Raw genomic sequence first — 21384 nt, 5'->3', positions numbered from 1 at the left:
GCAGAACAGCCTCTACTGGGTCAGTTTTCGGTCAGCGGCAACACATAAGGTAATGACTGATGTCCCGTTGCGCCTCCTGCGCCGCCAGGTAGCCCGTCGACGGGATCCACTTCGACTTCAGGCTGCGGAACAGGCGCTCCATTGGCGAATTGTCCCAACAATTCCCCCGGCGGCTCATGCTCTGCTGCATCCGGTAGCGCCAGAGTCGTTGCCGGAACAGGCGACTGGCGTACTGGCTGCCCTGATCCGAATGAAACAGCACCTGCTGTGGCTTGCCGCGCTGCTCGTAGGCCATGTCCAGCGCCTTGATCACAAGGTCAGCATCTGGCTTGGCCGAGAACGCCCAGCCGATCACCCGCCGTGTATGCAGATCCAGCACCGCGGCCAGGTATCTCAGTCCGATGGAGTTTGAGCGGCGAAATGCGAGCAGTAGCTCTTAACTACCTGTCCACCAGTTCCGAGACAGACCAATATCGTTAGCGCTGATTACGGCACTCGCCGAGACCCCGGTAGCGAATACTTCGCAATTCTTCGCTTGTGTCTTCAAAAACCATGATCTGAGGTATCACACCGCAGTACTCAATTTTCGGGCTTTGGTAGATGACCTTGGCTACGTTCAGCTTCATGCCATAACGATAGTCTTGGATTTCCGGCACTGGTTTACCGGTACTGTCGGCGTACTTCTCAGCAATCGCGATACTCTTCTGTTCGATCTGCCTGACCTTGTCCTCTGGAAAGGACTGTGCGTAAGTGCTGCCAGCAGCCAGCAGAAGAGCGATCGGAAGGAGGCGTTTGAGCAGTTTCATGAGTAGGCCCGTTGGCTAGTGTTTAGCAAACATTAGCGATTCGTCCCTTACCCAGGCATTGCGCCAACATTACAATCGCGAAAGGGGCTGGCAGGTGAGGGCACCTGCCAGCGACTGACTCAGAATGCGTACTGCAAGCGCATGACGACGCCGTCGCCGCTATCATCACCGACCGAGTTACTGACCCTGTCGGTACTGGCCTTGATGTAGTTGGCACTGATCTTTACCGCGTCGTTGGCGTACCAGTTGACACCCAAGGTGTGAGCCTTGCCGCTTGCATCGCCGACTTGCCGCGTCGCGCTACTACTGGTCACGTTGTCATCTTCTATGTTGATCGAGTCGAATCGGTAGAATAACTCCCATGCGCCTAACTGTTTGTTGGCAGGTTTGATGGTGTCGAACTTGGCTCCATCGAGTTTATAGAGGCGCGGCTCACCTGTGAGCGTATAGGCCATCTGCACATAGTAGCCCTTGGCGTCTATATCGCTGCTAGCCTGATCGGCCTTGAGTGTGCGGCTAAGGTATTCGCCCTGAATCGAAAAGGCATTCAGTGCCCATGCACCTTCTACGCCCCAAACGGCATCGTCTTCCCAGAGGTCGGCAGTGGCCGCGCTACCACCGAACAGCGCACGGTTGCCGTTGGCGCCGGCACTGTTGCCACCGTTGGTATCGACGCCGCGCATCCCCATACGCGAGCGAATGCGAGTATCCACTGCACTGCCACTGAGGTCGCGATAGGCGTACTGCAGGCCTACATGCAGAACGTTACCCGGTTGGTTCAACGGCGCAAAAACGCCGCGAGCGTTGTAGCGTTTGACGCTGTCGCCGTCGGTATCGTTATTGTTCTCGCTGAAAACGCTGCCTGACAGGAACACGCTGTCAGCGAGTACGCTGCTGGCCTGTACGCCCATGCCCGAGTTGTCATTTGTCCATTCGGCCAGGTCGTATGAAAGGTTGCGTTCCAGGGCTGTCGTCCATTTGGAACTGGTAGCCTTTTCCAAGCCGAAGTCGGTGTAGAAACGCCCGAGCTTGATGTTCAGGGGGCTGAAACCAGTGTAGGTCACGCTGGCTTCATCGAAATAACCTGCGCTGTCGTTACCGGTGTTTCGTGACAGGTCATAGTTGACCTGGTACTTCCAGTCTTTGTAAGCAGTGCCACCCAATTCCAGATAGGCGCGACGGAAGTATGCCGCATCGGCAGCGTTGCCATTACGGGTGTAGTAGTCGTCGAACATCGCATAGTCGGCCTGTAGACGCCCACCGATCTTGAAGCTGAATGCCTTGTCGGTCGTCGCGACCTCCAGGCCACCTTTGGTCTTGATAACGATGTCAGCACCATCGGTGGTGACCGTGCCGGCCATTACCGAGAAGGCCGGCAGGCTTAGCAGAATGCCGAGTGCTAGTGGGGAGAGTTGGGTGCTTTTGATCAACATGCATGGCTCCTTATCGCCGAGTGCTGGGTGTTGGCGACGCGATGCTTTGCAGTTCGGGTGACGGTTATTGGTCTGTTTTGTGACGTTTTGATTGCGGGGTGTAGGCTGGTTCTGCCAGCCCAGAGTTGGCGGGTGTTGGGGCTTTTCGGTAATCGTCCGTGGGTGGTTTCACTTCAATTACCGTTTGGTGAAACCGCAGGCTGTGATGACCCCTACGCCGAAGGTAAGGGCGATCCAGCTAGACCAGCCGAAGTTTGAGTGCTCGGTGAGGGTCACGTTCCCGCATTACAGATAAGTAATTTTCCAGCAAGGCTGGTGATAGGTGGTGGTGAGTAGGCTTGCTTGCACGCAATCACTTCTCATCTGCCTTACATGATGCTTCTGGGTCACACATCGAATCGAATACCGGACGGCGCTTATGGGGGCTGCCGTGGCTGAGGTCGAACGGCAGGTGGCCAGAAGCTTCCTGACGACTGCGCGCTGTGCCAGTTTTAAGCAGGCTGCTCGCAGTCTGAACCTGCCTCCCATGGTGCTACGCAGGCAGTTGCAGCGGCTCGAGAAAACTGTTGGAGAGGCGCTCTTCGTGTATCAGGAGCGCGCCCTTGCTCTAACGGTACGCGGTCGTTCTTTGCAGGCAGAGCTGGCTGCCCAGTATCAAGATTTGCGGCCAGAGGCCGCGTTGCTTGAAAAACCCAAGCTTCGTTTGGCGTTACCCGACAGGGTGCTCAACGATATTCTGGGACGGCATCTGGTGGCCTTTCTGCGTAGGGATGCTGGTGTGCACCTGGAACTGATCCGCCAGGAACGTGGCCCGTTAATGCAGAGTGAGGTCATGATCTGGTTGGCCGATCCGAATCAGACTCGACCCGACCCAGGTTTCGCCATGACGCGACCGCAGCGTCTGGCCTGCATCGACTTTCAGGCGTGCATAGCCAAGCGCTATGCGCGTGAGCGGCGCCTCCCCGCCAGCCTCGAAGATCTGAATGACTACATGCTGGTTCAGCAGGCCGATATCCCGACATCGGCCCTGTTCTCACCGTGGAATGCTCTGGTGGACTCAAGGCGCAGCGCAGTGACGCGAGTGCATTCTCAGCAGTGGGCGATGGAACTGGTCAAGCATGCCGCCTGCGTTGGTCTGATGCCGAACTACATCACTCATCTCGATGCGAACCTGCAATCGCTACCCACCCTCTTCACGCAGCCCATGAGGCAATCGATCTGGCTGTCCTGCGCACCATTGTCCGCGCAGCGCGAGGACGTCGTTGGGCTGGTGGCGTTGATCCAGGCTGCGTTCGAGGAGCGGTGGCAGTGGTTTCTGCCTGATGACGGTCAGTGAAGCTACATGGCGAACTCGACAACATGGTTACAAGAACAACGATGCCTCACCCATGACAATTAGAGAATAAAGCATGAAACGATCCACCCTGGCACTGGCCATCACGGCGGCGGCACTCAGTCAGGCTGCTTCCGCCGATTTTCTCGGAGACAGCAAGGCGACGCTCGATATGCGCAACCTCTACTTCAATGAGGATGTGCGTGATCGCGACATTCCATCTACTCAGGAGTGGGGGCAGGGATTCATCCTCAACTATCAGTCTGGCTTCACCGAAGGGACGGTCGGCCTGGGGATTGATGCCATTGGCCTGCTGGGGGTACGCCTCGATGGCGGTGGCCGGTCGGGCAAGGCAGGTATTGATCGTAACCCTGGCGCCCTGTTCCCGCTGGATAGCGATGGTTCTGCGGTCAGTGACTATAGCAAGGCCGGTGTAACGGCCAAGGCACGTCTTTCCAAGACCGAGTTGCGCCTAGGCACTCTGCAGCCGAAGTTGCCGGTGGTGACTTTCAACGATGGTCGCCTGTTGCCGCAGTTGTTCGAAGGTGGTCAGATCGTCTCCAACGAGATCGAAGGGCTGACCTTGACAGCCGGTCAGTTGGAGCACGCAAAAGGTCGGAGCTCGACTGACTCACGTGGCTTGTCCATCGCCGGATCCAACAATGCAACCACTGGACAGTTCGTCAATACGTTCTATTTCGCGGGTGGCGACTACAAGGTCACCAAGGATCTCACCGCTCAGTATTACTTCGGCAATCTGGAAGATTTCTACAAGCAACATTTCCTGGGATTGATCCACAACTACGCACTGGGCGGTGGCAATCTCAAGACCGACCTGCGTTACTTCTACAGCACCTCCGATGGCAAGAACAGCAGTGAGAGCGGCCGGGCTGAGGGCTATCGCAGCAACGGTTACTGGACGGTCGGTGACAGCAAGCGTGGTGAGGTAGATAACCGTACCTGGAGTGCCTTGTTCACCTACAGCCATAGCGGTCATGAGCTGAGCGCGGGTTATCAGCAGGTGTCCGGCGATAGCGCCTTCCCGTACCTGAATGCTGGCGACGGGGCAACCAGTTACCTGATCACCGATCGGCAGATCGGTCGTGGTGGTAAATTCCTCAGTGCTGGCGAGCGCACTTGGTTGGCCGGCTATGCCTATGATTTTGGCAAGCTGGGTATCTCGGGGCTAAAAGCCTCGGTGATGTATTTGTCGGGTGATAACGTCGACAGCGCACAGGGTGAGCGTAACGAATGGGAGCGTGACCTGCGCCTCGATTACGTTCTGCAGGAAGGATCACTGAAGGGACTCGGCTTCTCTCTGCGCAATGCCAGTCTGCGTGGCAATGTTGGGGCAGACGTCGATGAGAATCGGCTTTATGTGACGTACAGCTTGCCACTGCTTTAAACCATGGAAAGTTGCCTCTTCTGTTCTGTGCAGAAGGGGCAACATGATTCACTTCAATTCGTTTTTTTCAGCGGTTGATAAAGACGAACCGCTACCGTGGCTGCTCAACTGGAGTACGATGCCACAGTATGCCATTTTTTCACTTCCTCCCTTGCAGCGCCCGAGCAATTCGCGCAACTGCGCATGCAGTGCCTGCAAATTCTGAATGCGTGCCTCGACATGAGCGATGTGTTCTTTCACCAATGTACTAATGAGTGCGCAACTCGCATGCGGCCGATCATGCATTGCCAATAAGCGACCTATTTCTTCCAATGTCATATCGAGTACACGACAATTGCGGATGAATGTCAGGCGCTCGAAGTGCAGCTGACTATATAAACGATAGTTACTGTTGTTGCGTGAGGGGCTGGGTAGTAATCCCTGATGCTCGTAGTAACGAATGGTCTCCACTGGGCAGCCAGTTCGCTTAGCAAGTTCACCAATTTTCATAATGATGCTTCCAGAGTCCGCCAGCATGAGGGGCTGATAAAGCCGTTAGAGCGGCTTGCCATCATCTAGATTGATGGCTTCGTGACAGCCTGGAAATGAAGAGGTTCTTTGATTACGAAATTGTAATGCAGCGCTCATCTTCGAGTTATCTGGAGGTTGCAAGGATAGAGGGGCCAAATCCACAAGAAGAAATCGGCCTATGACAATCCCAGAACTGCCGGTAAGCATCAGGAGCAATGCATGAAAAAAAGTCCTCTAACCATGGCGATCATCTCCGCGTTGGCATTCGGTGCAAGCGCGATGGCTCAGGCATCCGAGTCTCAGGTTGCCGAAGGCTTCATCGAAGGAAGTAGCCTGAATATTCTTAACCGAAACATGTATTTCAACCGGGACTTTCGCAAAGGGGAGGCCAGGGTACTACCCAGCGGTGAGCGCAGCAGCTACACCGAGGCTTGGGGGCACGGCATCATGGCTAACTTCGAGTCCGGTTTCACTCAGGGAACCGTTGGTTTCGGCATTGACGCCTATGCCGGACTGGGCCTGAAGCTTGATACCGGTGATGGACGTTATGGTCCCGGTGGTAGTGTCAACATGTTCCCGGTCGACAGCGATGATCGTGCCGAGGACTCGTATTCGAAAGTGGGGGCCGCGGTAAAGGCGCGCTTCGCTGATACGGTCGTCAAGGCCGGTGACGTATTCCCAACCACGCCCGTCGTGCACTACGGGGACTCTCGTCTGCTGCCGCAGAGCTTCAAAGGTGTGACGGTCGTCAACGAAAGCATAGAGGGCCTGACCCTGCAAGGCGGTCGTCTACATGCCATGAGCCAACCGCAGGAGAGCACTTCACGCGGTGATTTCGCGACCTTCTATGCTGGGCAGGTGGACTCTCCCTGGGTCGGCTACTTTGGTGGTGACTACGAGCTCAACGACAACCTGGGCTTCAGCCTTTACAGCAGCCGTTTGAAGGATGCCTGGGATCAGTACTACGCTGGCATGTGGTGGACTTACCCACTTTCCGAGGATCTGTCGTTGTTTGGTGGTCTGAATTACTACAACGCCACCGACGAAGGTAAGAAGCAGCTGGGTGATTTCAGTAACAACATCTATAGCGGTAGCATCGGTGTCAAGTACGGCGCTCACCGTGTAGCGCTCTCTCACCAGCGTAACAACGGCGATGACGACTTTGACTACCTGCGTCAGTCCGACTCGATCTTCCTCGACAACTCCCTTCAGTACAGCGACTTCAACTCGCCCAAGGAACGCTCCTGGATGGTGCGCTACGATCTGGACATGGCTGACTTTGGTGTGCCAGGGCTGAGCTTCATGGCGCGTTACGCGCTGGGACGTGATGCGGATTACTCCAATGCCAACAGCATTTACATGCGCACGGATGGTGCCGGTAACCCGCTGACCGATCAGAAGCGCTGGGAGCGCAACCTTGAGGTCAAATACGTGTTCCTCGAGGGTTCTCTGAAGGATCTGTCCGTGCGTGTACGTCAGATGACCACTCGCGCTACTGCTTACGAAAGCGACCTCGATGAAGTGCGTGTAATCGTCGAGTATCCGCTTCAGGTGCTGTAACGACATTCAGGGGCGGCATAGCCGCCCCTCTCTGACAAGATTGTAATTTGAACCTCATGCTCATGTTAGGTGCCGATCCGTAACATGGGACTGTCTTCGAAGCATTCGTTTCCATATTTGCTCAGTCAGTCCGAGGTGCATATGAAAGTTTTTTCCCAGTTTCTGTTTATCGTGTTTCTGGGGGCAGCCAGCATGGTTGCCTCTGCAGAAGATGGCTCTGAGCGCTCTCTCAATGCCGTCAAGCAATTCCGTGAGAATCAACAGCGTATCCATGGTGACAACGCCGTTGAGCAGCAGAAGTCCCAAAGTGCTCAGAGTGAGCAAGACGATTGAGCGCATGAACTAACGCAGCCGTCCTGCTCGCTCTCTCCAGTCCATCTCTTGGTAGCTCCCGCTCCTTTGGTGAGAGATGGTTCCTTGGCGCCCCTTTGGGGGCGCTTTTTTTTGTTCGTCAAAGAATTGGGTTGGAACTGCTTAGTCTTGTGGGCGCGATATCTATCCACTTGAGTTTGCTCTATCCCAAGTTGAGTGGGCACTGATTGATAGTGGATAGTGTCTGCCGTAATAAGTGTCCATGATCCATACCAGGCGACGTTTTCCGAATAATTCAAAAGAGAGACGGTAGAGCAGTGCTTACTGGCACGACGCTTCGTCATATGTTCGAGAGACGCTTGGTATCGCTGAAAGTCTGTTGGGCAAGTGGAAGTGCTAGAACGAACAGCAGTGTGAGTTGTGAAAGTGTGAAGCTGCGCCAGCGGCTGGCTCAGGTCAACAGTAATGCGATGCTCTAAAGACGCTCGCCATCTCCTCACAGCCCACGGAGTCAAGTTTAGCGCTGTCGAGGCATTGGTCGGTCTCTATCCCGTAGCACTGATGTGCCGGCTGCTGTGGGTATTAAGCAACGGTTTCTATGCCTGGCAGCAGCGGTCGCCCTCGGTGTGAAAGATGGCGAGTCGGCGTCTGAGCAAGGAGAACCACACCATCTACCATGAGATGAATGTCTGTAGGGGACGAAGTGGGCGGCTGAAACTGAGAAAATGTGTCGTCTGGTGAGGGGCTTGTATTCGACGTAGATGGGGCAAAAAGGGGGCGCCATCCCTGGCGCAATTCGATTAAGCAGTCTTTTCCGTTGAGCTTTGGCGGGCCTGCTCGATCAAGGGCTTTGGTAAAGGGAAGTACAGCGTAAAAACTGTGGTCTGATCTGCGATGCTGCTCACGCCCACGTGGCCATGGTGCAGGCTCATGATCGAACGCACGATGGCCAGGCCCAGCCCGGTGCCGCCATCAGCACGTGACCGCCCACGATCCACGCGATAGAAACGCTCGAACAGTTTGGGTAGGTGCTCGGGAGGAATGCCTGCACCTGGGTTGCTCACTGCCAGGGTGGCGTTCGTCGCGTTAGTGATGAGGTCAATATCGATTTTCGAGCCTTCCGGGCTATGGCGGATGGCGTTGGATAGCAGGTTAGAGATAGCTCTCTGTACCATCAAGCGATCGCCATTAATTGTTGCGTACCCTGATACGTTGAGTTTGATGTCCTTTTCTTCGGCCGTGAGGCTGAAAAGCTCCACTACTTTCTCTGCCTCTTCGTGCAGTGCAATTGCCTCGAAGGGGATAAGTGCTGCCGGATGGCTGACGTGGGCGAGAAACAGCATGTCCGATACGATCCGCGTGACCCGGCCGAGCTCCTCAGTGCAGTTCTCCAGCACCAGTTTGTATTCTTCTGGCGGGCGTTCCCGTGAGAGCGTCACCTGCGCTTTGCCGATCAGATTGGTGATGGGGGAGCGTAATTCATGTGCCAGGTCGTCAGAGAATTGCGAAAGCTGTTGTACGCCACCGTCCAGGCGATGAAGCATGAAGTTGATGCTGTTAGCCAATTCGCGAAGCTCCTGCGGTAGGTTATCCAGTGGCAGGCGATGGCTCAGATCCTGGGTCGAGACGAGTTCTGCAACCTTGCGGAACTGATTCAGGGAGCTCAGGCCGCGATGAGCGATCCACCAGGCTCCGGCCGCGATCAGAGCCAGTACGAAGGGCAGGGCAATCAAGGTGGATTCGACATAGGCGTGTAGCAGTGCTTGGTCAGCGGAGCGCTCCAGTGTAAGGACGGCGCGTATTCGTGATCCGTCCTTACGCAGAATAAGCTGCGAGGCGGTCAAGAGCTGCTTGTCCTGCGCATCTCGCCAATGTTCGAAGGCGATGGTCTCGCTGGCGTTTTCTATAAAGGAAGGTAGGGCCTCCTGTGTCTGGCCCACGCTCATGATTTCCTTGGGAGACGAGCTGTCGTCATAAAGAGCGAGCGAGAGGCTGTCGTGGCCTTTGATCAAATCTCTGATGTTGTGGGCCTGGTCACCGACTTCCGGGCGAGTGTTGATTTCTCTCATGCCATGGCGGATTTGCTGAAGCTTGTCCTCGAGGCTTTGCTCTGCAATGTAGTTGAGCTGCCGGCTTAACGAGAAATAAGCCAGCGCACTCAGCAGTGCAACCAGTATCAGGCCCAGTATTGCGACCGACAGGCTGAGTTGGCTTGAGAGTCTGGCAGGCCTCATTGACGAGCCTCCAGTACATAGCCGACGCCGCGCAAGGTGTGGATCAGTTTGTTCTCGAAAGGGTCGTCGATCTTGGCGCGCAAGCGCCGGATGGAAACTTCGACGACGTTGGTATCACAGTCGAAGTTCATGTCCCAGACCAGCGAGATGATCTGGGTGCGCGAGAGTACTTCGCCGCTGCGTCGCATCAGCAGGTGCAGCAGAGCGAACTCCTTGGTGGTCAGATCGATTCGTTGACCATTGCGATAGGCGCGGTGGCGGGCTGGATCCAGCTCAAGGTCGTCGACCTTGAGCACGTCTGGCGCGCTGACCTGTTCACCTCTTCGTAGCAGCGAGCGAACTCTGGCCAGAAGCTCGGGGAACTCGAATGGCTTCACCAGATAGTCGTCGGCACCGGAGTCGAAACCTTTGAGCTTGTCGGCCAGGCGCCCGCGTGCCGTCAGCATCATCACAGGGGTGCGACTATTACGGCGAATGCTGGCCAGTACGCCCCAGCCATCGATCTCTGGTAAGTCGACATCAAGGATGATCAATTCGTAGGACGCTTGGGCCGCCATGTGCAAGCCGTCGACACCATTGGTGGCAATATCGACGACATAGCCGCTCTCGGTAAGTCCCTGGTGGAGATATTCGGCAGTTTTAAGCTCGTCCTCAACAATCAGGATTCGCATGTAGTAGTTGACCTTGGTGGGGGAGAGAAATTTTTATCGAGTCGCGATGATTGTTGGACTTGGGAGCGATCGGCATTTTCATGGCAGATGATGATCCCTGTAGTAACTACAGGGTCAAGCGTCAGAGCCCCTAATTTAGGGGGCTGTAGCCTCTGTCTTTGTAAGCCGTTTGTTGCTCTTCTGATGTTTTTTATATGTCCAGTTGTAACTTCATGACTCGAATAATCGTTGCGTTGGCGTCATGGTAATACAGCGTTAAATGGCTTAGTTGGGCATTACGTATTTGTAATTTTGCAGTCACCTCGACGATAGGTGAGGCTCCCTAAATTCTGCACCGAATGAAGGTCTCGGAGATTTCATACATGTCTCCGAATTTATACAGGTGTGGAGGAAAGGCCCTTGTCGAGGCGTTATTCGAGAGTTGCTGAGGCACTTTGCCTGGCTGTTGCCTGCTCAGTTGTAGTGAATCATGCCGTGGCATCAACGCCGATCACCCTGGGCGACGCATGGGGGCAGGCACTGCAGACCAACCCGTCGCTGATGGCAGGTGATCGTAATGTCGGCATCGCAGAAGGTGAGCGTCGCCAAGCCGGTGTGATTCCCAATCCGGAGCTGTCTTGGGAGGTTGAGGACACCCGCAGTGCTACGAGGACCACGACGGTACAGATCAGCCAACCTATCGAGCTGGGCGGCAAGCGCGGCGCCCGGATAGAAATGGCCGAACGCGGTATCGACAGTGCTGCGGTCGGTCAGGAGCAGCTGCGCAATGAGCTGCGTGCCGAGGTGGTCGGGGCTTTTCAAGGAGCCTTGTTGGCGAAGATGCGCCAAGAGTTGGCTGAGCAGTCACAACGCCTGAGCGAACGCGGCGTGGCGGTCGTTGATGCGCGCGTCAAGGCTGGCAAGGCCTCTGCCCTGGAGGCATCGCGCGCCCGGCTGCAGTACGAAGAGGTTCGACTGGAGGCCGCGCGGGCTCGAGATCAGTACATCAACGCCATGAATCAGTTGCTGGCCTTGATTGGGGGGGCATCCGCCAGTGGTGAGCCTAGCCTCAGTGGCGATGTTACCGATATGCCCGCAATACCCTCTGAAGTCGCACTTCTGAGCCGTCTGGACAAAGTTCCGCAGATGCGTCTTGCCAGGGTCGAGATCGACCGGCAGGAGGCCGGAATCGCCGTTGAGAAAAGCCGGCGGATTCCCGATCTGACGGTCAGCCTCGGCAGCCAATACAGCAGTGAGGATCGTGAGCGCGTCAACCTTGTTGGTTTGTCCATGCCTCTGCCTCTGTTCGATCGCAACCAGGGAAATGTTCTGGCCGCCTCGCGGCGGGCTGATCAGGCGCGCGACTTGCGAAATGCTGCCGAGTTGCGCCTGCGCAGTGAGGTGCAGCAGGCCTATCAGCAATGGCGAACGGCGCAGGGAGCGATTAGCGGTTTCGAGGGGGGCCTGCTTGCGTCCGCGGACACAGCTTTGGAAAGCACGACGCGTGGATTTCAGATGGGCAAGTTCGGCTTTATCGATGTTCTCGATGCCCAGCGCACCTTGATCGACGTTCGCTCCCGTTACCTGCAGGCACTCGGCGAAGCGCTCGATGCCTGGGTTCGCCTTGAGCGCATCTACGGCGACCTATCTGCCCAAGCCGATAACTACTGATTTCCTGTCACGACGATCGGCGCGATGCCGGTTACTGATCATCTTTTGGGGTTGTTCATGCAGAAGAAACTTGGTGTTGCCATCGCGGCGGCCCTGACCTTGGGGTTCGTCGGTGGTGCGTTGTTTTATAACAGCGGGCGCTTTGCCGCAGAAATCGGGCACATGCTTGCCAGTAGCGACAGCGTTGTTGCAGTCAGGGCTGGGCAGGTCAGTGAGGCCGGGGACGATCATGCCGATGATGATCATGGCGAGGCTGGCGATGATCACGGTGAGTCCGCGGGTGGGCATGCCGAAGAGGGGGGGCTGGTGCTGAGTGAGGCGCAAATAGCCGCTGCGGGCATTGAACTCGTCGACGTACAAGCGCGCGCCATGAGCACATACATCTCTCTACCTGGCGAGGTGAATTTCGACGAGGAGCGCACGGCTCATGTCGTGCCGCCCAGCGCTGGCGTTGTCGAGCGCGTGCTGGTCGGGCTGGGGCAGAAGGTGGCTGCTGGGGATGGCCTGGCGACTATCGTCAGTCAGCAGGTTTCCGAGTTGCGTAGTGAAATGGCGGCTGCCGCTCGACGCGTTGAGCTGGCCCGCACGACCTTCGAGCGTGAACGCCAATTGTGGAAGGACGGTATTTCGGCCGAGCAGGATTATCTCCAGGCCCGGCAAACGCTGCAGGAGGCCGAGATCGCTCTGGCCAATGCCCGACAGAAGGGCAAGACGATCAGCCCTCAGGGCGAGGCTGGCGATGGCAGCCGTTACAACCTGCGTGCACCTTTTTCCGGTGTGGTGGTGGAGAAGCACCTGGTACCTGGCGAAGTCGTCAGTGAGACCAGTAATGCCTTCACGGTGGCTGATCTGAGTCGCGTCTGGGTCACCTTCAGCGTTTCCCCGCGTGATCTGGAACAGGTGAAAGTCGGGCAGTCAGTACGTGTCAGTGCGCCAGAGTTGGGGCGCGAAGCTACGGGTAAGGTGGCTTACATCAGCCGCCTGCTGGGTGAGCAGACGCGGACGGCGACAGGCCGCATCGACCTGGATAACGCCGACGGCATTTGGCGTCCCGGCCTGTTCGTCTCGGTTGCCTTGGCGACTGAAAGCCATGAGGCCGCGGCCGTGGTGCCGGCTTCATCGATTCAGGATGTCGAGGACAAGACCAGTGTCTTCGTGCGTACCGCTGAAGGCTTCGAAGTGCGTCCGGTGACATTGGGCACCCGCAGCGATGGCTTCGTCGAGGTACGCGAAGGCCTGAAGTCAGGCGAACGTGTAGCTGCCACAGGCAGTTTCATCCTCAAGTCCGAACTGGGCAAAGGCAGCGCCGAACACGCGCACTGATCCTCACCGACGAGTACTTTTCATGTTTGAGCGCATCATTCAATTCGCCATAGAACAGCGTTTTCTGGTGCTGTTGGCCGTTTTGGCGATGGCCGGTGTGGGCGTGGCCAGCTATCAGAAGCTGCCGATCGACGCCGTTCCCGACATCACCAACGTCCAGGTACAGATCAGTACCGCTGCCGAGGGCTTTTCGCCGCTGGAAACCGAGCAGCGCATCACTTTCCCGATCGAAACGGCCATGGCCGGCCTGCCGCATTTGAAACAGACCCGCTCGCTGTCACGCTCGGGGCTATCGCAGGTTACCGTGATTTTTGAGGATGGCACGGATCTGTATTTCGCCCGCCAGTTGGTCAACGAGCGACTGCAAAGCGCCAAGGAGCAATTGCCCGAGGGTGTCGAGGCCTCCATGGGGCCGATTTCCACCGGCCTGGGTGAAATCTTTCTATGGACGGTCGAGGCCGAGGAGGGGGCACTCAAGGAGGACGGTACGCCTTACACACCAACCGATCTGCGGGTGATCCAGGACTGGATCATCAAACCGCAGTTGCGCACGGTGCCTGGCGTTGCCGAAATCAACACCATTGGTGGCTTCGCCAAGGAGTTCCAGGTCGCTCCAGATCCCAAACGCCTGGCTGCCTACAAGCTGACGCTGGGTGACCTGCTGCTGGCGCTGGAGCGCAACAATGCCAACGTCGGTGCTGGCTATATCGAGCGCAATGGCGAGCAACTACTGATTCGGGCACCTGGGCAACTGAGCACGCTGGACGATATCGCCAATATCGTCGTGGCCAATGTGGACGGCACGCCCATTCGGGTTAGTCATGTGGCGCAGGTGATGTTGGGCCGTGAACTACGTTCTGGTGCTGCGACCGAGAATGGTCGCGAGGTCGTGCTGGGAACAGTGTTTATGCTGATCGGCGAGAACAGCCGCAGTGTGTCGCAGGCCGTGGCCGCACGTCTGGAGGAGATCAACCGTTCGCTGCCTGAAGGGGTGGTTGCGGTGACCGTCTATGACCGCACCAATCTGGTGGACAAGGCCATCGCCACGGTCAAGAAGAACCTGATCGAAGGGGCTATCCTGGTCATCGTCATCCTCTTCCTGTTCCTCGGTAACATCCGTGCGGCGCTGATCACAGCCATGGTCATTCCGCTGTCGATGCTGTTCACCTTCACCGGCATGTTCAGCAACAAGGTCAGCGCCAACTTGATGAGTCTGGGGGCACTCGACTTCGGCATCATCGTCGATGGTGCCGTGGTCATCGTCGAGAACGCTATTCGCCGTCTGGCTCATGCGCAGCACAAGCTTGGCCGCGAGCTGACCCGTAGTGAGCGTCTGCATGAGGTCTTCGCGGCATCCAAGGAAGCGCGTCGTGCGCTGATTTTCGGTCAGTTGATCATCATGGTGGTGTACCTGCCGATCTTCGCCCTGACCGGGGTCGAGGGCAAAATGTTCCACCCAATGGCCTTCACCGTGGTGACCGCCCTGTTCGGGGCCATGATCCTTTCGGTGACCTTCGTCCCGGCGGCTATCGCGCTATTCGTCACTGGTAAGGTGAAAGAAGAGGAAAACGCGCTGATGCGTGTTGCCCGGCGCACCTACGAGCCAGTGCTGGCCTGGGTCATGCGACGGCGTACGTTGGCCTTCAGTGCGGCCGTGGCGCTGGTTCTGTTCTCCGGTCTGCTGGCATCACGTATGGGCAGCGAGTTCGTGCCTAGCCTCAGTGAGGGGGACTTCGCGCTGCAGGCGCTGCGTGTACCGGGTACCAGCCTGACGCAGTCGGTGGAGATGCAGATGCGCCTGGAGGAGACCATTCTGGCCAAGGTGCCGGAAGTGGAGCGAGTATTCGCGCGTACCGGTACGGCGGAAATCGCCTCCGACCCGATGCCGCCGAACATTTCTGACAGCTACGTGATGCTCAAACCGCGCGATCAATGGCCCGATCCGAAAAAGTCGCGTGATGCTCTGATCGCCGAGCTGCAGGCCGCTGCCGAGTTGGTTCCGGGCAGTAACTACGAGCTGTCGCAGCCTATTCAGTTGCGTTTCAACGAATTGATATCGGGTGTGCGCAGCGATGTCGCGGTGAAGATATTCGGCGACGATATGGATGTCCTCAATAGCACAGCAGCCGAAGTGGCCGGAACCCTGAGCGGTATTGAAGGGGCGTCCGAGGTAAAGGCCGAGCAGACAACGGGCCTCCCGGTGCTGACTGTGGCCATCGACCGAGACAAGGCGGCTCGCTATGGTCTGAATGTCGGAGACATCCAGGAAACCGTCGCTGTGGCTGTAGGTGGGCGCCGGGCCGGTACGCTGTTTGAGGGGGATCGTCGTTTCGATCTGGTAGTACGTCTACCGGAGAACCTGCGCACCGATATTGAGGGGCTATCACGACTGCTGATACCCGTTCCAGCAACGGGTGCAGCCACTAGCGTCGGCTTTATCGCGCTCTCTGAAGTGGCCAGTCTGCAACTGGCGCCAGGGCCAAACCAGGTCAGTCGTGAGAATGGTAAGCGCCTGGTTGTGGTGAGTGCCAACGTGCGGGGGCGCGACATCGGCTCCTTTGTGCAAGAAGCGGAGGAGAGGATCCGCAGCGATGTGAAGCTCCCTGCCGGTTATTGGACGACCTGGGGCGGACAATTCGAGCAGCTGCAATCGGCGGCCAAACGGCTGCAAGTGGTGGTGCCGGTCGCCCTGCTGCTGGTGTTCATGCTGCTGTTCATGATGTTCAACAACGTACGTGATGGCTTGCTGGTGTTTACCGGTATTCCTTTTGCTCTAACAGGAGGCGTGATGGCGCTTTGGTTGCGCGATATTCCTCTATCAATTTCCGCTGGGGTTGGTTTCATTGCCCTGTCGGGGGTAGCGGTACTTAATGGCCTGGTGATGATTTCGTTCATTCGTAACCTACGCGAAGAGGGAATGGGATTGCAGCAAGCGGTTACCGAAGGGGCCCTGCAGCGCCTACGTCCGGTATTGATGACGGCCTTGGTAGCTTCGCTTGGCTTCGTGCCAATGGCCTTAGCCACCGGAACCGGCGCTGAAGTACAACGTCCTTTAGCGACTGTTGTCATCGGCGGCATTCTTTCGTCTACTGCGTTGACCTTGCTAGTGTTACCTGCGCTCTATCGCTGGGCGTATCGGAAAGAGGAAAAGGAAGAAATGTAGTGTAGACGCACAGAGTCCCGTGGCCATATCACGTCTCCGCTGGAGCCAAATCAGAGTTCTAGGATGCTTCTGGAGCGGCTATTCATCTGAGCAGTCCATGGAACATGGTCTGTCCCGGAGTTAGTGGACACTGACTTAAGGTGGATAATGTCCACCACAAGGAGTGTTCATGACCCGTGACCAGACGACGTTTTCCTGCGAGGCGAGAGCCTCCGATCTGCAGCCTTGCCCCTGCGCCTTTGGCTGGCGCAGTCGCGCAGGCGTATTGCCGAAAACAGGCGAGGAGTAGGAGACGCCTGGCATCGGTAGTTTTGTCCGGAAGCCGTCAGAGCAATCGACGGTTAAACATCCCTGTCTATGCTCGACAGGGTATTCCTAGGTTCAGGAGGTAGCGATGACGATGCCCAGCGAGCGATCTCGCTCAGTGGTACAGACTCGCGAGTTTCTCGTCGAACTGAGCCGGAACAAAGAACTGCCCGAAAGCGTGCGCGACCAAGCGCGATTTCTATTGCGCCACTTTCCCAAGAAGGATGATGTGGTGTTGGCTGGGAGGATAGAGGAACAGTCGGAGACTCTGCCGATCGGCGTGATGGGACCTGTATTCAGCTCAGTTTTCACTGGGTAGCGCAGCGGACACTTCACGCCGGTCATCGGGATCGCCGTTGAGCGGGTTTGGGGCGACTGAAGCTGAGGGCTGATATCCTACGTCTGCAGCCCAAGAGCTTCCTCTCCCGGCCCTATTACCGGTGACGAAACTTGGTTTTCGAAGGCGGCTCATGGCCGCCTTTATTATGGTTCTTCACGGAATCCCGGGAAAGATAGAAACAAGAACGCCGGTTTGATGGATGATGTTCGTGCGAGCAAACACATCTACAAACCGGCGTTCTTGTGCACGATGTTAATACGTTCCTGCCCTTTTGGGAGGGCTTTTCTGTCATTGGCATCAGACCTGACGGCGAAGCGCTGTTGATCGATCTGATCCCCAATCCCCGCAGATTTCCTACCTGCAGCGGCTGCCATCAGCCCAGCACCACCATCCATGAATACTGTCAGCGCTCGATCCGTGACTTGCCCATTCTTGGCCGCTCGGTACGATTGAATGTGGAGCTGCGACGCGTCGAATGTGGCGCATGCGGTAAGCGAATGGAGTCAGTTAGCTGGCTTGACCGCTATTCGCGGATGACCAGACGGCTGGCCGAAGCGGTGACTCAGGCTTGCCGGCGGTTGCCCACACTGCACGTCGCTGAGCTGTTCGGCTTGCACTGGATAGCGTGCGTTTGCTGGAGCGACGAGCATTACAAGCCGCCTTGGAGAAGCTACCGAAAGCTCAGCCGAAGCGCTTGGTGATGGATGAGTTCGCCTTGTTCAAAGGGCATCGCTACGCCAGCGTTGTGCTGGATGCCGATACCCGACGGGTACTGTGGATTGGCGAAGGACGCAGTCGAGCTGCCATCAGGCCGTTCTTTGAAGAGCTGGGGCCGGAAGGCTGCGCTCGGATAGAAGCAGTGGCGATGGACATGAACACCGCGTTTGACCTAGAGGTGCGCCAACATTGCCCGCAGGCGCGGGTGGTCTATGACCTGTTTCATGTGGTCGCCAAGTACGGTCGGGAAGTGATTGATCGAGTGCGAGTGGATGAAGCCAACCGTCTGCGTCATGACAAGCCTGCACGTAAGGTCATCAAGCAAGCGCGGTGGCTGTTGCTGCGCAATCCAGAGAACCTCAAACGCGAAGAGCAGCAAGTACGCCTGCAGGACCTACTGGCCGCTAACCAGTCGCTGATGACGGTTTACCTGATGAAAGCCGAACTTAAAACGCTCTGGTCGCCCACCACTGCCTGGAGCTGGCGATCAGCCTGGAAGCAATGGCTGCGCTTGGCTGGAGAAAGCGAGATACCGGCACTGAAGCAATTTGCAAAACGACTGAGGGGCTACTGGCGCGGCATCCTGAGCCGAGTGCGCTGGCCCATGCACACGGGTCAGCTAGAAGGGATTAACAACCGGATAAAGGTCATCAAACGGATGGCTTACGGCTACCGGGACAGCGAATTCTTCTTTATGAAGATCAAGAATGACTTCCCCGGTAATCCGTGAAGAATCTTTATTATTTCGCCCACAGATCTATGTCATGGGCCGTTCTAGCTTGTTAGCACCAGCTCCTAGATTTTGCTAGCCATCTTTTGCAACTCGCAAACCTACTCGTCTGTATCCGGTACGGGCGACGTTGTTAGGAATTCGAGTGGCTCATCCAGAGAGCTCGACCAGCGCAATCTGCCGACAGACTTCTCAAGTAACCTAGAATGGCTCGTGTAGATCACAGTAGGCGTAAAGACCACACCTATAATCTGTGGGAAGCTCGAAAAGTCGAAATTGTCTCCTGCCCTCTGCGCGTTAAGCTGATCGATGATGCCTGACCAGTAATCAACGCCTCTATCCACCGTTGAAGCAGCATTACGAATAGCGTTGTGGGCGCCTTGGTCATACTCGCGCGCGTATGGGATGCTCTTGTAGGAGAAACCGGAAGAAGGGTGCTATTGAATGCGCCGATAGCGTCGATGTCGGTCAAAGCTCGGCCACAAACATCCAGTGTTTTCTGGCGGAGAGCTCGGGTGGGCTGGCCGCCCCAGCGGGTTTGGTCAATGACGTCCTGAAATAGGCCCTCGAACTTAATCGCTCGCGCGTTCGCTACCTGGCCTTGAATCCTTGAATCCTTGGGAACTGGAGCCAAGCCAGGAAGCCCATAGAGGCGGCCCACATGTCGATGCAAACGTAGTCGTCGATAATTTTTACCGGAGCTCCGTGAGCAAAGGGCCAGACTTCCCCTTTGAAGGCCATGCAGTTGCTGCTGAATGCCGCGAAGTTGTTGGGCGCTTGGAATTGCGGAAGGTGCTGCCTGATATCATTACAGACGTTTGTTCCCAGCTCTTCGCATGAGGGCGATCGCAAGAGCGCCTTCTCGAATGCAGTCGCGCTTCAGTACGGCTTTTGCCAGCCTAGCGGGCTAGGTGGATTGACTGCTCTAGCACGAGCTTTATAGGGGTTTATAGTTAATTATAGAGCGATTATAAAATCCTATTTTGGACGTCCGATTTGTCCTGAAACTGGTGGACTGGTAGTTAAGAGCTGCGGTTCTGCTACCCCGCTCCGGTAGTTGCCTCTCACCATTTATAGGCGGAACTCAGGGATGAGGGTAGGCTGATATTGTCAATCTATGTTGTTCCAAGGTCGGTAATTTATTCGATGCGGCCATAGCCTTGTGTCAAACTATGTTACCGAAGTTGGCGACTAAGCCCTTGGTTTTTCTCAGTGTTTTCAAGGGGGCTTGTGTCAATCTATGTTGTTGCCGACCACCGTCCATCTGGACGGGCTTTTGCGTTTCCATCACGCCGAAATCCTGCTCAGGTGCAGCTCTTCGGGGCGCAGTGTAAGCACGCGAACGCCGTCGCGGGTGACCGCCACGGTATGTTCGAATTGCGCCGAGAGCTGACCATCGCGGGTCACCACCGTCCAGCCGTCGCGCAGGGTGCGTACATCCTCCGTTCCCCGGTTGAGCATGGGTTCGATGGTGAAGGTCATGCCTTCGCGCAGCGTCAGGCCGGTGCCGGCTTTGCCCCAGTGCAGCACTTCGGGTGGTTCGTGCATTTCCCGGCCGATGCCGTGGCCGCAGTACTCTTTGACCACCGAGTAGCGATGGGCGCGAGCGTGCCGTTCGATGGCATGGCCGATATCGCCGAGGCGGGCGCCGGGTTTGACGGCTTCGATGCCCTTGCACATCGCTTCATAGGTCACTTGGGCGAGCTGACGAGCCTGGTCCGACACCTCGCCGATCAGGTAGGTCTTGCTCGAATCGGCGATGTAGCCGTTCTTCTCCAGGGTGATGTCGAAATTCACCAGATCGCCATCGCGCAGAATATCGTTGGCGCTGGGTACGCCATGGCACACCACTTCGTTGCGCGACGTGTTCATGGCGTAGGCGAAACCATACTGCCCCTTGCTCGCCGGACGCGCCTTGAGTTCACCCACGATGTAGTTATCCACAAGGTCATTGACCTGCAGAGTCGACATGCCGAGTAGATCCAGGCGATCCAGGTAGCCGAACACGGACGCGAGCAACCTGCCGGATTCCGCCATCAGGGCGATCTGTTGCGGCGTCTTGCTCATGAGGCGTCCGCCATTCTTGGCGGAACCGCCACGCCGGCGGCACGCATCTCGGCGGCCATCACCTCATTGAAGCTCAGCGTCGGGTTCATCTCGCAGAGCATGCCGATGCGAATCCAGAAGCCTGCCTGGGCATTGATGGAGCGGCCCGAGACGCTACTCGCCCGGCGAATCTGGTCATGCAACTCTTCATCGATATTGACGATGCCCATACTGATTTCCTTTATACGTTTCGTATATGAAGCATATATAAACACGGACGGATTTGATCCACCAGCATCAGTAGCAGGACAAATGCGACTCTCTCATCCTTTACACTAGAGCTGCCCGTCTGCCAGGAGTGCGCAAGCGGGCCCGAGCAAGGCTGGAACAGGAGAGCGGATGAAGCGCGCAGATGTAAAACGCAGAACGGCCGAGGGCGTTCTATTCGATACCCAGATCATGGCTAATCCGGCCAACACCGCCGAGTGGATCGTGTTTTTCAAGAAAGAGGCCGGCCGCAGCTTCTTTCTGGTGGATGAAACCGAGCAGGTAGAAACCTTTGCCAGTCTGGATGAAGTGATACCGGAGCTGCGACTTCTGAGTATCAAGCGCGTCGAGGTACAGCTCTGAACAGTTGCTCACAATTGGCGTGGATCAACTTGTGGATATCCTCGTGACACCCTGCTATAGGCCTTTTAAATAGGGGCTTTCAGCGACTTGTACAGAAACTGTTCGCTTACATGCCTGCTATCCACAGAGCGCTTGGATAACAGGCTGGCTATCTTGTTGATAAGTATATGAAGGCCTTATTTGGCGGGGCCCTCAGCAAACTGTACGGTTTCTCG

At 56.6% G+C, this 21384-nt stretch carries 16 protein-coding genes and 2 pseudogenes; 10 read left to right on the top strand and 8 right to left on the bottom strand.

What is annotated here, in order from left to right; all coding sequences use genetic code 11:
- Positions 1-43: 43 nt before the first annotated feature.
- From JWV26_RS09970 to JWV26_RS09960, 3 genes and pseudogenes are all read right to left on the bottom strand, one after another.
- A pseudogene (locus JWV26_RS09970) lies at positions 44-391 on the bottom strand (DDE-type integrase/transposase/recombinase); the annotation flags it as partial.
- An 85-nt stretch (positions 392-476) separates the two neighbouring features.
- The gene (locus tag JWV26_RS09965; protein ID WP_096825049.1) at positions 477-806 is read right to left on the bottom strand and encodes a DUF2790 domain-containing protein; all 330 of its coding nucleotides are present in this window, start codon (positions 804-806) and stop codon (positions 477-479) included.
- A 119-nt stretch (positions 807-925) separates the two neighbouring features.
- Positions 926-2167, bottom strand: coding sequence for an OprO/OprP family phosphate-selective porin (locus JWV26_RS09960; RefSeq protein WP_232531624.1), 1242 nt, complete (start codon positions 2165-2167; stop codon positions 926-928).
- 502 nt (positions 2168-2669) lie between these two features.
- On the opposite strand from JWV26_RS09960, the gene JWV26_RS09955 reads away from it, so the two are divergent.
- Together JWV26_RS09955 and JWV26_RS09950 are read left to right on the top strand one after the other, a co-directional pair.
- Positions 2670-3575, top strand: a complete 906-nt coding sequence (locus JWV26_RS09955; protein WP_037020081.1) for a LysR family transcriptional regulator — start codon at positions 2670-2672, stop codon at positions 3573-3575.
- Between the two features lie 73 nt (positions 3576-3648).
- A complete protein-coding gene (locus JWV26_RS09950) occupies positions 3649-4977 on the top strand; it encodes an OprD family porin (RefSeq protein WP_012017832.1) in 1329 nt (442 codons plus the stop codon).
- A gap of 48 nt (positions 4978-5025) precedes the next feature.
- Here the strand turns inward: JWV26_RS09950 and cadR are convergent, their stop codons facing one another.
- Entirely contained in the window at positions 5026-5466 is a 441-nt protein-coding gene (gene cadR, locus JWV26_RS09945; RefSeq protein WP_021488258.1) for a Cd(II)/Pb(II)-responsive transcriptional regulator, read from the bottom strand.
- Positions 5467-5706: 240 nt separating this feature from the next.
- On the opposite strand from cadR, the gene JWV26_RS09940 reads away from it, so the two are divergent.
- A complete protein-coding gene (locus JWV26_RS09940; protein ID WP_031306429.1) occupies positions 5707-7047 on the top strand; it encodes an OprD family porin in 1341 nt (446 codons plus the stop codon).
- 141 nt (positions 7048-7188) lie between these two features.
- Positions 7189-7380 carry a hypothetical protein gene (locus JWV26_RS09935; protein ID WP_021488260.1) on the top strand — a complete coding sequence of 64 codons (192 nt, stop codon included), beginning with the start codon at positions 7189-7191 and terminating at the stop codon, positions 7378-7380.
- 779 nt (positions 7381-8159) lie between these two features.
- Here JWV26_RS09935 and JWV26_RS09930 read toward each other — a convergent pair.
- Positions 8160-9593: a heavy metal sensor histidine kinase gene (locus tag JWV26_RS09930; protein WP_012017834.1), complete on the bottom strand. Its 1434-nt coding sequence runs from the start codon at positions 9591-9593 to the stop codon at positions 8160-8162.
- Positions 9590-10264: a heavy metal response regulator transcription factor gene (locus tag JWV26_RS09925; RefSeq protein WP_003464910.1), complete on the bottom strand. Its 675-nt coding sequence runs from the start codon at positions 10262-10264 to the stop codon at positions 9590-9592. The genes JWV26_RS09930 and JWV26_RS09925 overlap by 4 nt, the downstream gene beginning before the upstream one ends.
- 399 nt (positions 10265-10663) lie before the next feature.
- On the opposite strand from JWV26_RS09925, the gene JWV26_RS09920 reads away from it, so the two are divergent.
- From JWV26_RS09920 to JWV26_RS09900, 5 genes and pseudogenes are all read left to right on the top strand, one after another.
- A complete protein-coding gene (locus JWV26_RS09920) occupies positions 10664-11914 on the top strand; it encodes a TolC family protein (RefSeq protein ID WP_003464906.1) in 1251 nt (416 codons plus the stop codon).
- A gap of 57 nt (positions 11915-11971) precedes the next feature.
- Entirely contained in the window at positions 11972-13237 is a 1266-nt protein-coding gene (locus tag JWV26_RS09915; protein WP_003464904.1) for an efflux RND transporter periplasmic adaptor subunit, read from the top strand.
- 22 nt (positions 13238-13259) lie between these two features.
- Positions 13260-16400 (top strand): efflux RND transporter permease subunit, encoded by a 3141-nt coding sequence (locus JWV26_RS09910; RefSeq protein WP_206418948.1) that lies wholly within the window; start codon positions 13260-13262, stop codon positions 16398-16400.
- A gap of 394 nt (positions 16401-16794) precedes the next feature.
- On the top strand, positions 16795-17025 hold the full coding sequence (locus JWV26_RS09905; protein ID WP_003464900.1) for a BPSL0761 family protein: 231 nt from the start codon (positions 16795-16797) through the stop codon (positions 17023-17025).
- A gap of 263 nt (positions 17026-17288) precedes the next feature.
- Positions 17289-18493: pseudogene (locus JWV26_RS09900) on the top strand (ISL3 family transposase).
- 1287 nt (positions 18494-19780) lie between these two features.
- Here JWV26_RS09900 and map read toward each other — a convergent pair.
- Both map and JWV26_RS09890 read right to left on the bottom strand, forming a co-directional pair.
- Entirely contained in the window at positions 19781-20560 is a 780-nt protein-coding gene (gene map / locus JWV26_RS09895; protein WP_074915588.1) for a type I methionyl aminopeptidase, read from the bottom strand.
- Positions 20557-20769, bottom strand: coding sequence for a ParD-like family protein (locus tag JWV26_RS09890; protein WP_206418947.1), 213 nt, complete (start codon positions 20767-20769; stop codon positions 20557-20559). The genes map and JWV26_RS09890 overlap by 4 nt, the downstream gene beginning before the upstream one ends.
- Before the next feature lie 169 nt (positions 20770-20938).
- Here JWV26_RS09890 and JWV26_RS09885 point away from each other — a divergent pair, with 169 nt between their 5' ends.
- The gene (locus JWV26_RS09885) at positions 20939-21169 is read left to right on the top strand and encodes a hypothetical protein (RefSeq protein WP_206418946.1); all 231 of its coding nucleotides are present in this window, start codon (positions 20939-20941) and stop codon (positions 21167-21169) included.
- Positions 21170-21384 lie beyond the last annotated feature (215 nt).

Source organism: Ectopseudomonas toyotomiensis, assembly GCF_017167985.1.
Taxonomy (GTDB): domain Bacteria; phylum Pseudomonadota; class Gammaproteobacteria; order Pseudomonadales; family Pseudomonadaceae; genus Aquipseudomonas; species Aquipseudomonas toyotomiensis.
The sequence above is the reverse complement of the archived record's forward strand: the minus strand, read 5'-3'. Positions and strand labels throughout refer to the sequence as shown.

Bases quoted from the DNA above. Each gene is read 5' to 3' on its own strand.
- JWV26_RS09965 (WP_096825049.1), bottom strand. From the start codon at position 806: ATGAAACTGCTCAAACGCCTCCTTCCGATCGCTCTTCTGCTGGCTGCT.
- JWV26_RS09935 (WP_021488260.1), top strand. From the start codon at position 7,189: ATGAAAGTTTTTTCCCAGTTTCTGTTTATCGTGTTTCTGGGGGCAGCC.
- JWV26_RS09905 (WP_003464900.1), top strand. From the start codon at position 16,795: ATGACGATGCCCAGCGAGCGATCTCGCTCAGTGGTACAGACTCGCGAG.
- cadR (WP_021488258.1), bottom strand. From the start codon at position 5,466: ATGAAAATTGGTGAACTTGCTAAGCGAACTGGCTGCCCAGTGGAGACC.
- JWV26_RS09950 (WP_012017832.1), top strand. From the start codon at position 3,649: ATGAAACGATCCACCCTGGCACTGGCCATCACGGCGGCGGCACTCAGT.
- JWV26_RS09925 (WP_003464910.1), bottom strand. From the start codon at position 10,264: ATGCGAATCCTGATTGTTGAGGACGAGCTTAAAACTGCCGAATATCTC.
- map (WP_074915588.1), bottom strand. From the start codon at position 20,560: ATGAGCAAGACGCCGCAACAGATCGCCCTGATGGCGGAATCCGGCAGG.
- JWV26_RS09960 (WP_232531624.1), bottom strand. From the start codon at position 2,167: ATGGCCGGCACGGTCACCACCGATGGTGCTGACATCGTTATCAAGACC.
- JWV26_RS09930 (WP_012017834.1), bottom strand. From the start codon at position 9,593: ATGAGGCCTGCCAGACTCTCAAGCCAACTCAGCCTGTCGGTCGCAATA.
- JWV26_RS09890 (WP_206418947.1), bottom strand. From the start codon at position 20,769: ATGGGCATCGTCAATATCGATGAAGAGTTGCATGACCAGATTCGCCGG.
- JWV26_RS09915 (WP_003464904.1), top strand. From the start codon at position 11,972: ATGCAGAAGAAACTTGGTGTTGCCATCGCGGCGGCCCTGACCTTGGGG.
- JWV26_RS09910 (WP_206418948.1), top strand. From the start codon at position 13,260: ATGTTTGAGCGCATCATTCAATTCGCCATAGAACAGCGTTTTCTGGTG.
- JWV26_RS09885 (WP_206418946.1), top strand. From the start codon at position 20,939: ATGAAGCGCGCAGATGTAAAACGCAGAACGGCCGAGGGCGTTCTATTC.
- JWV26_RS09940 (WP_031306429.1), top strand. From the start codon at position 5,707: ATGAAAAAAAGTCCTCTAACCATGGCGATCATCTCCGCGTTGGCATTC.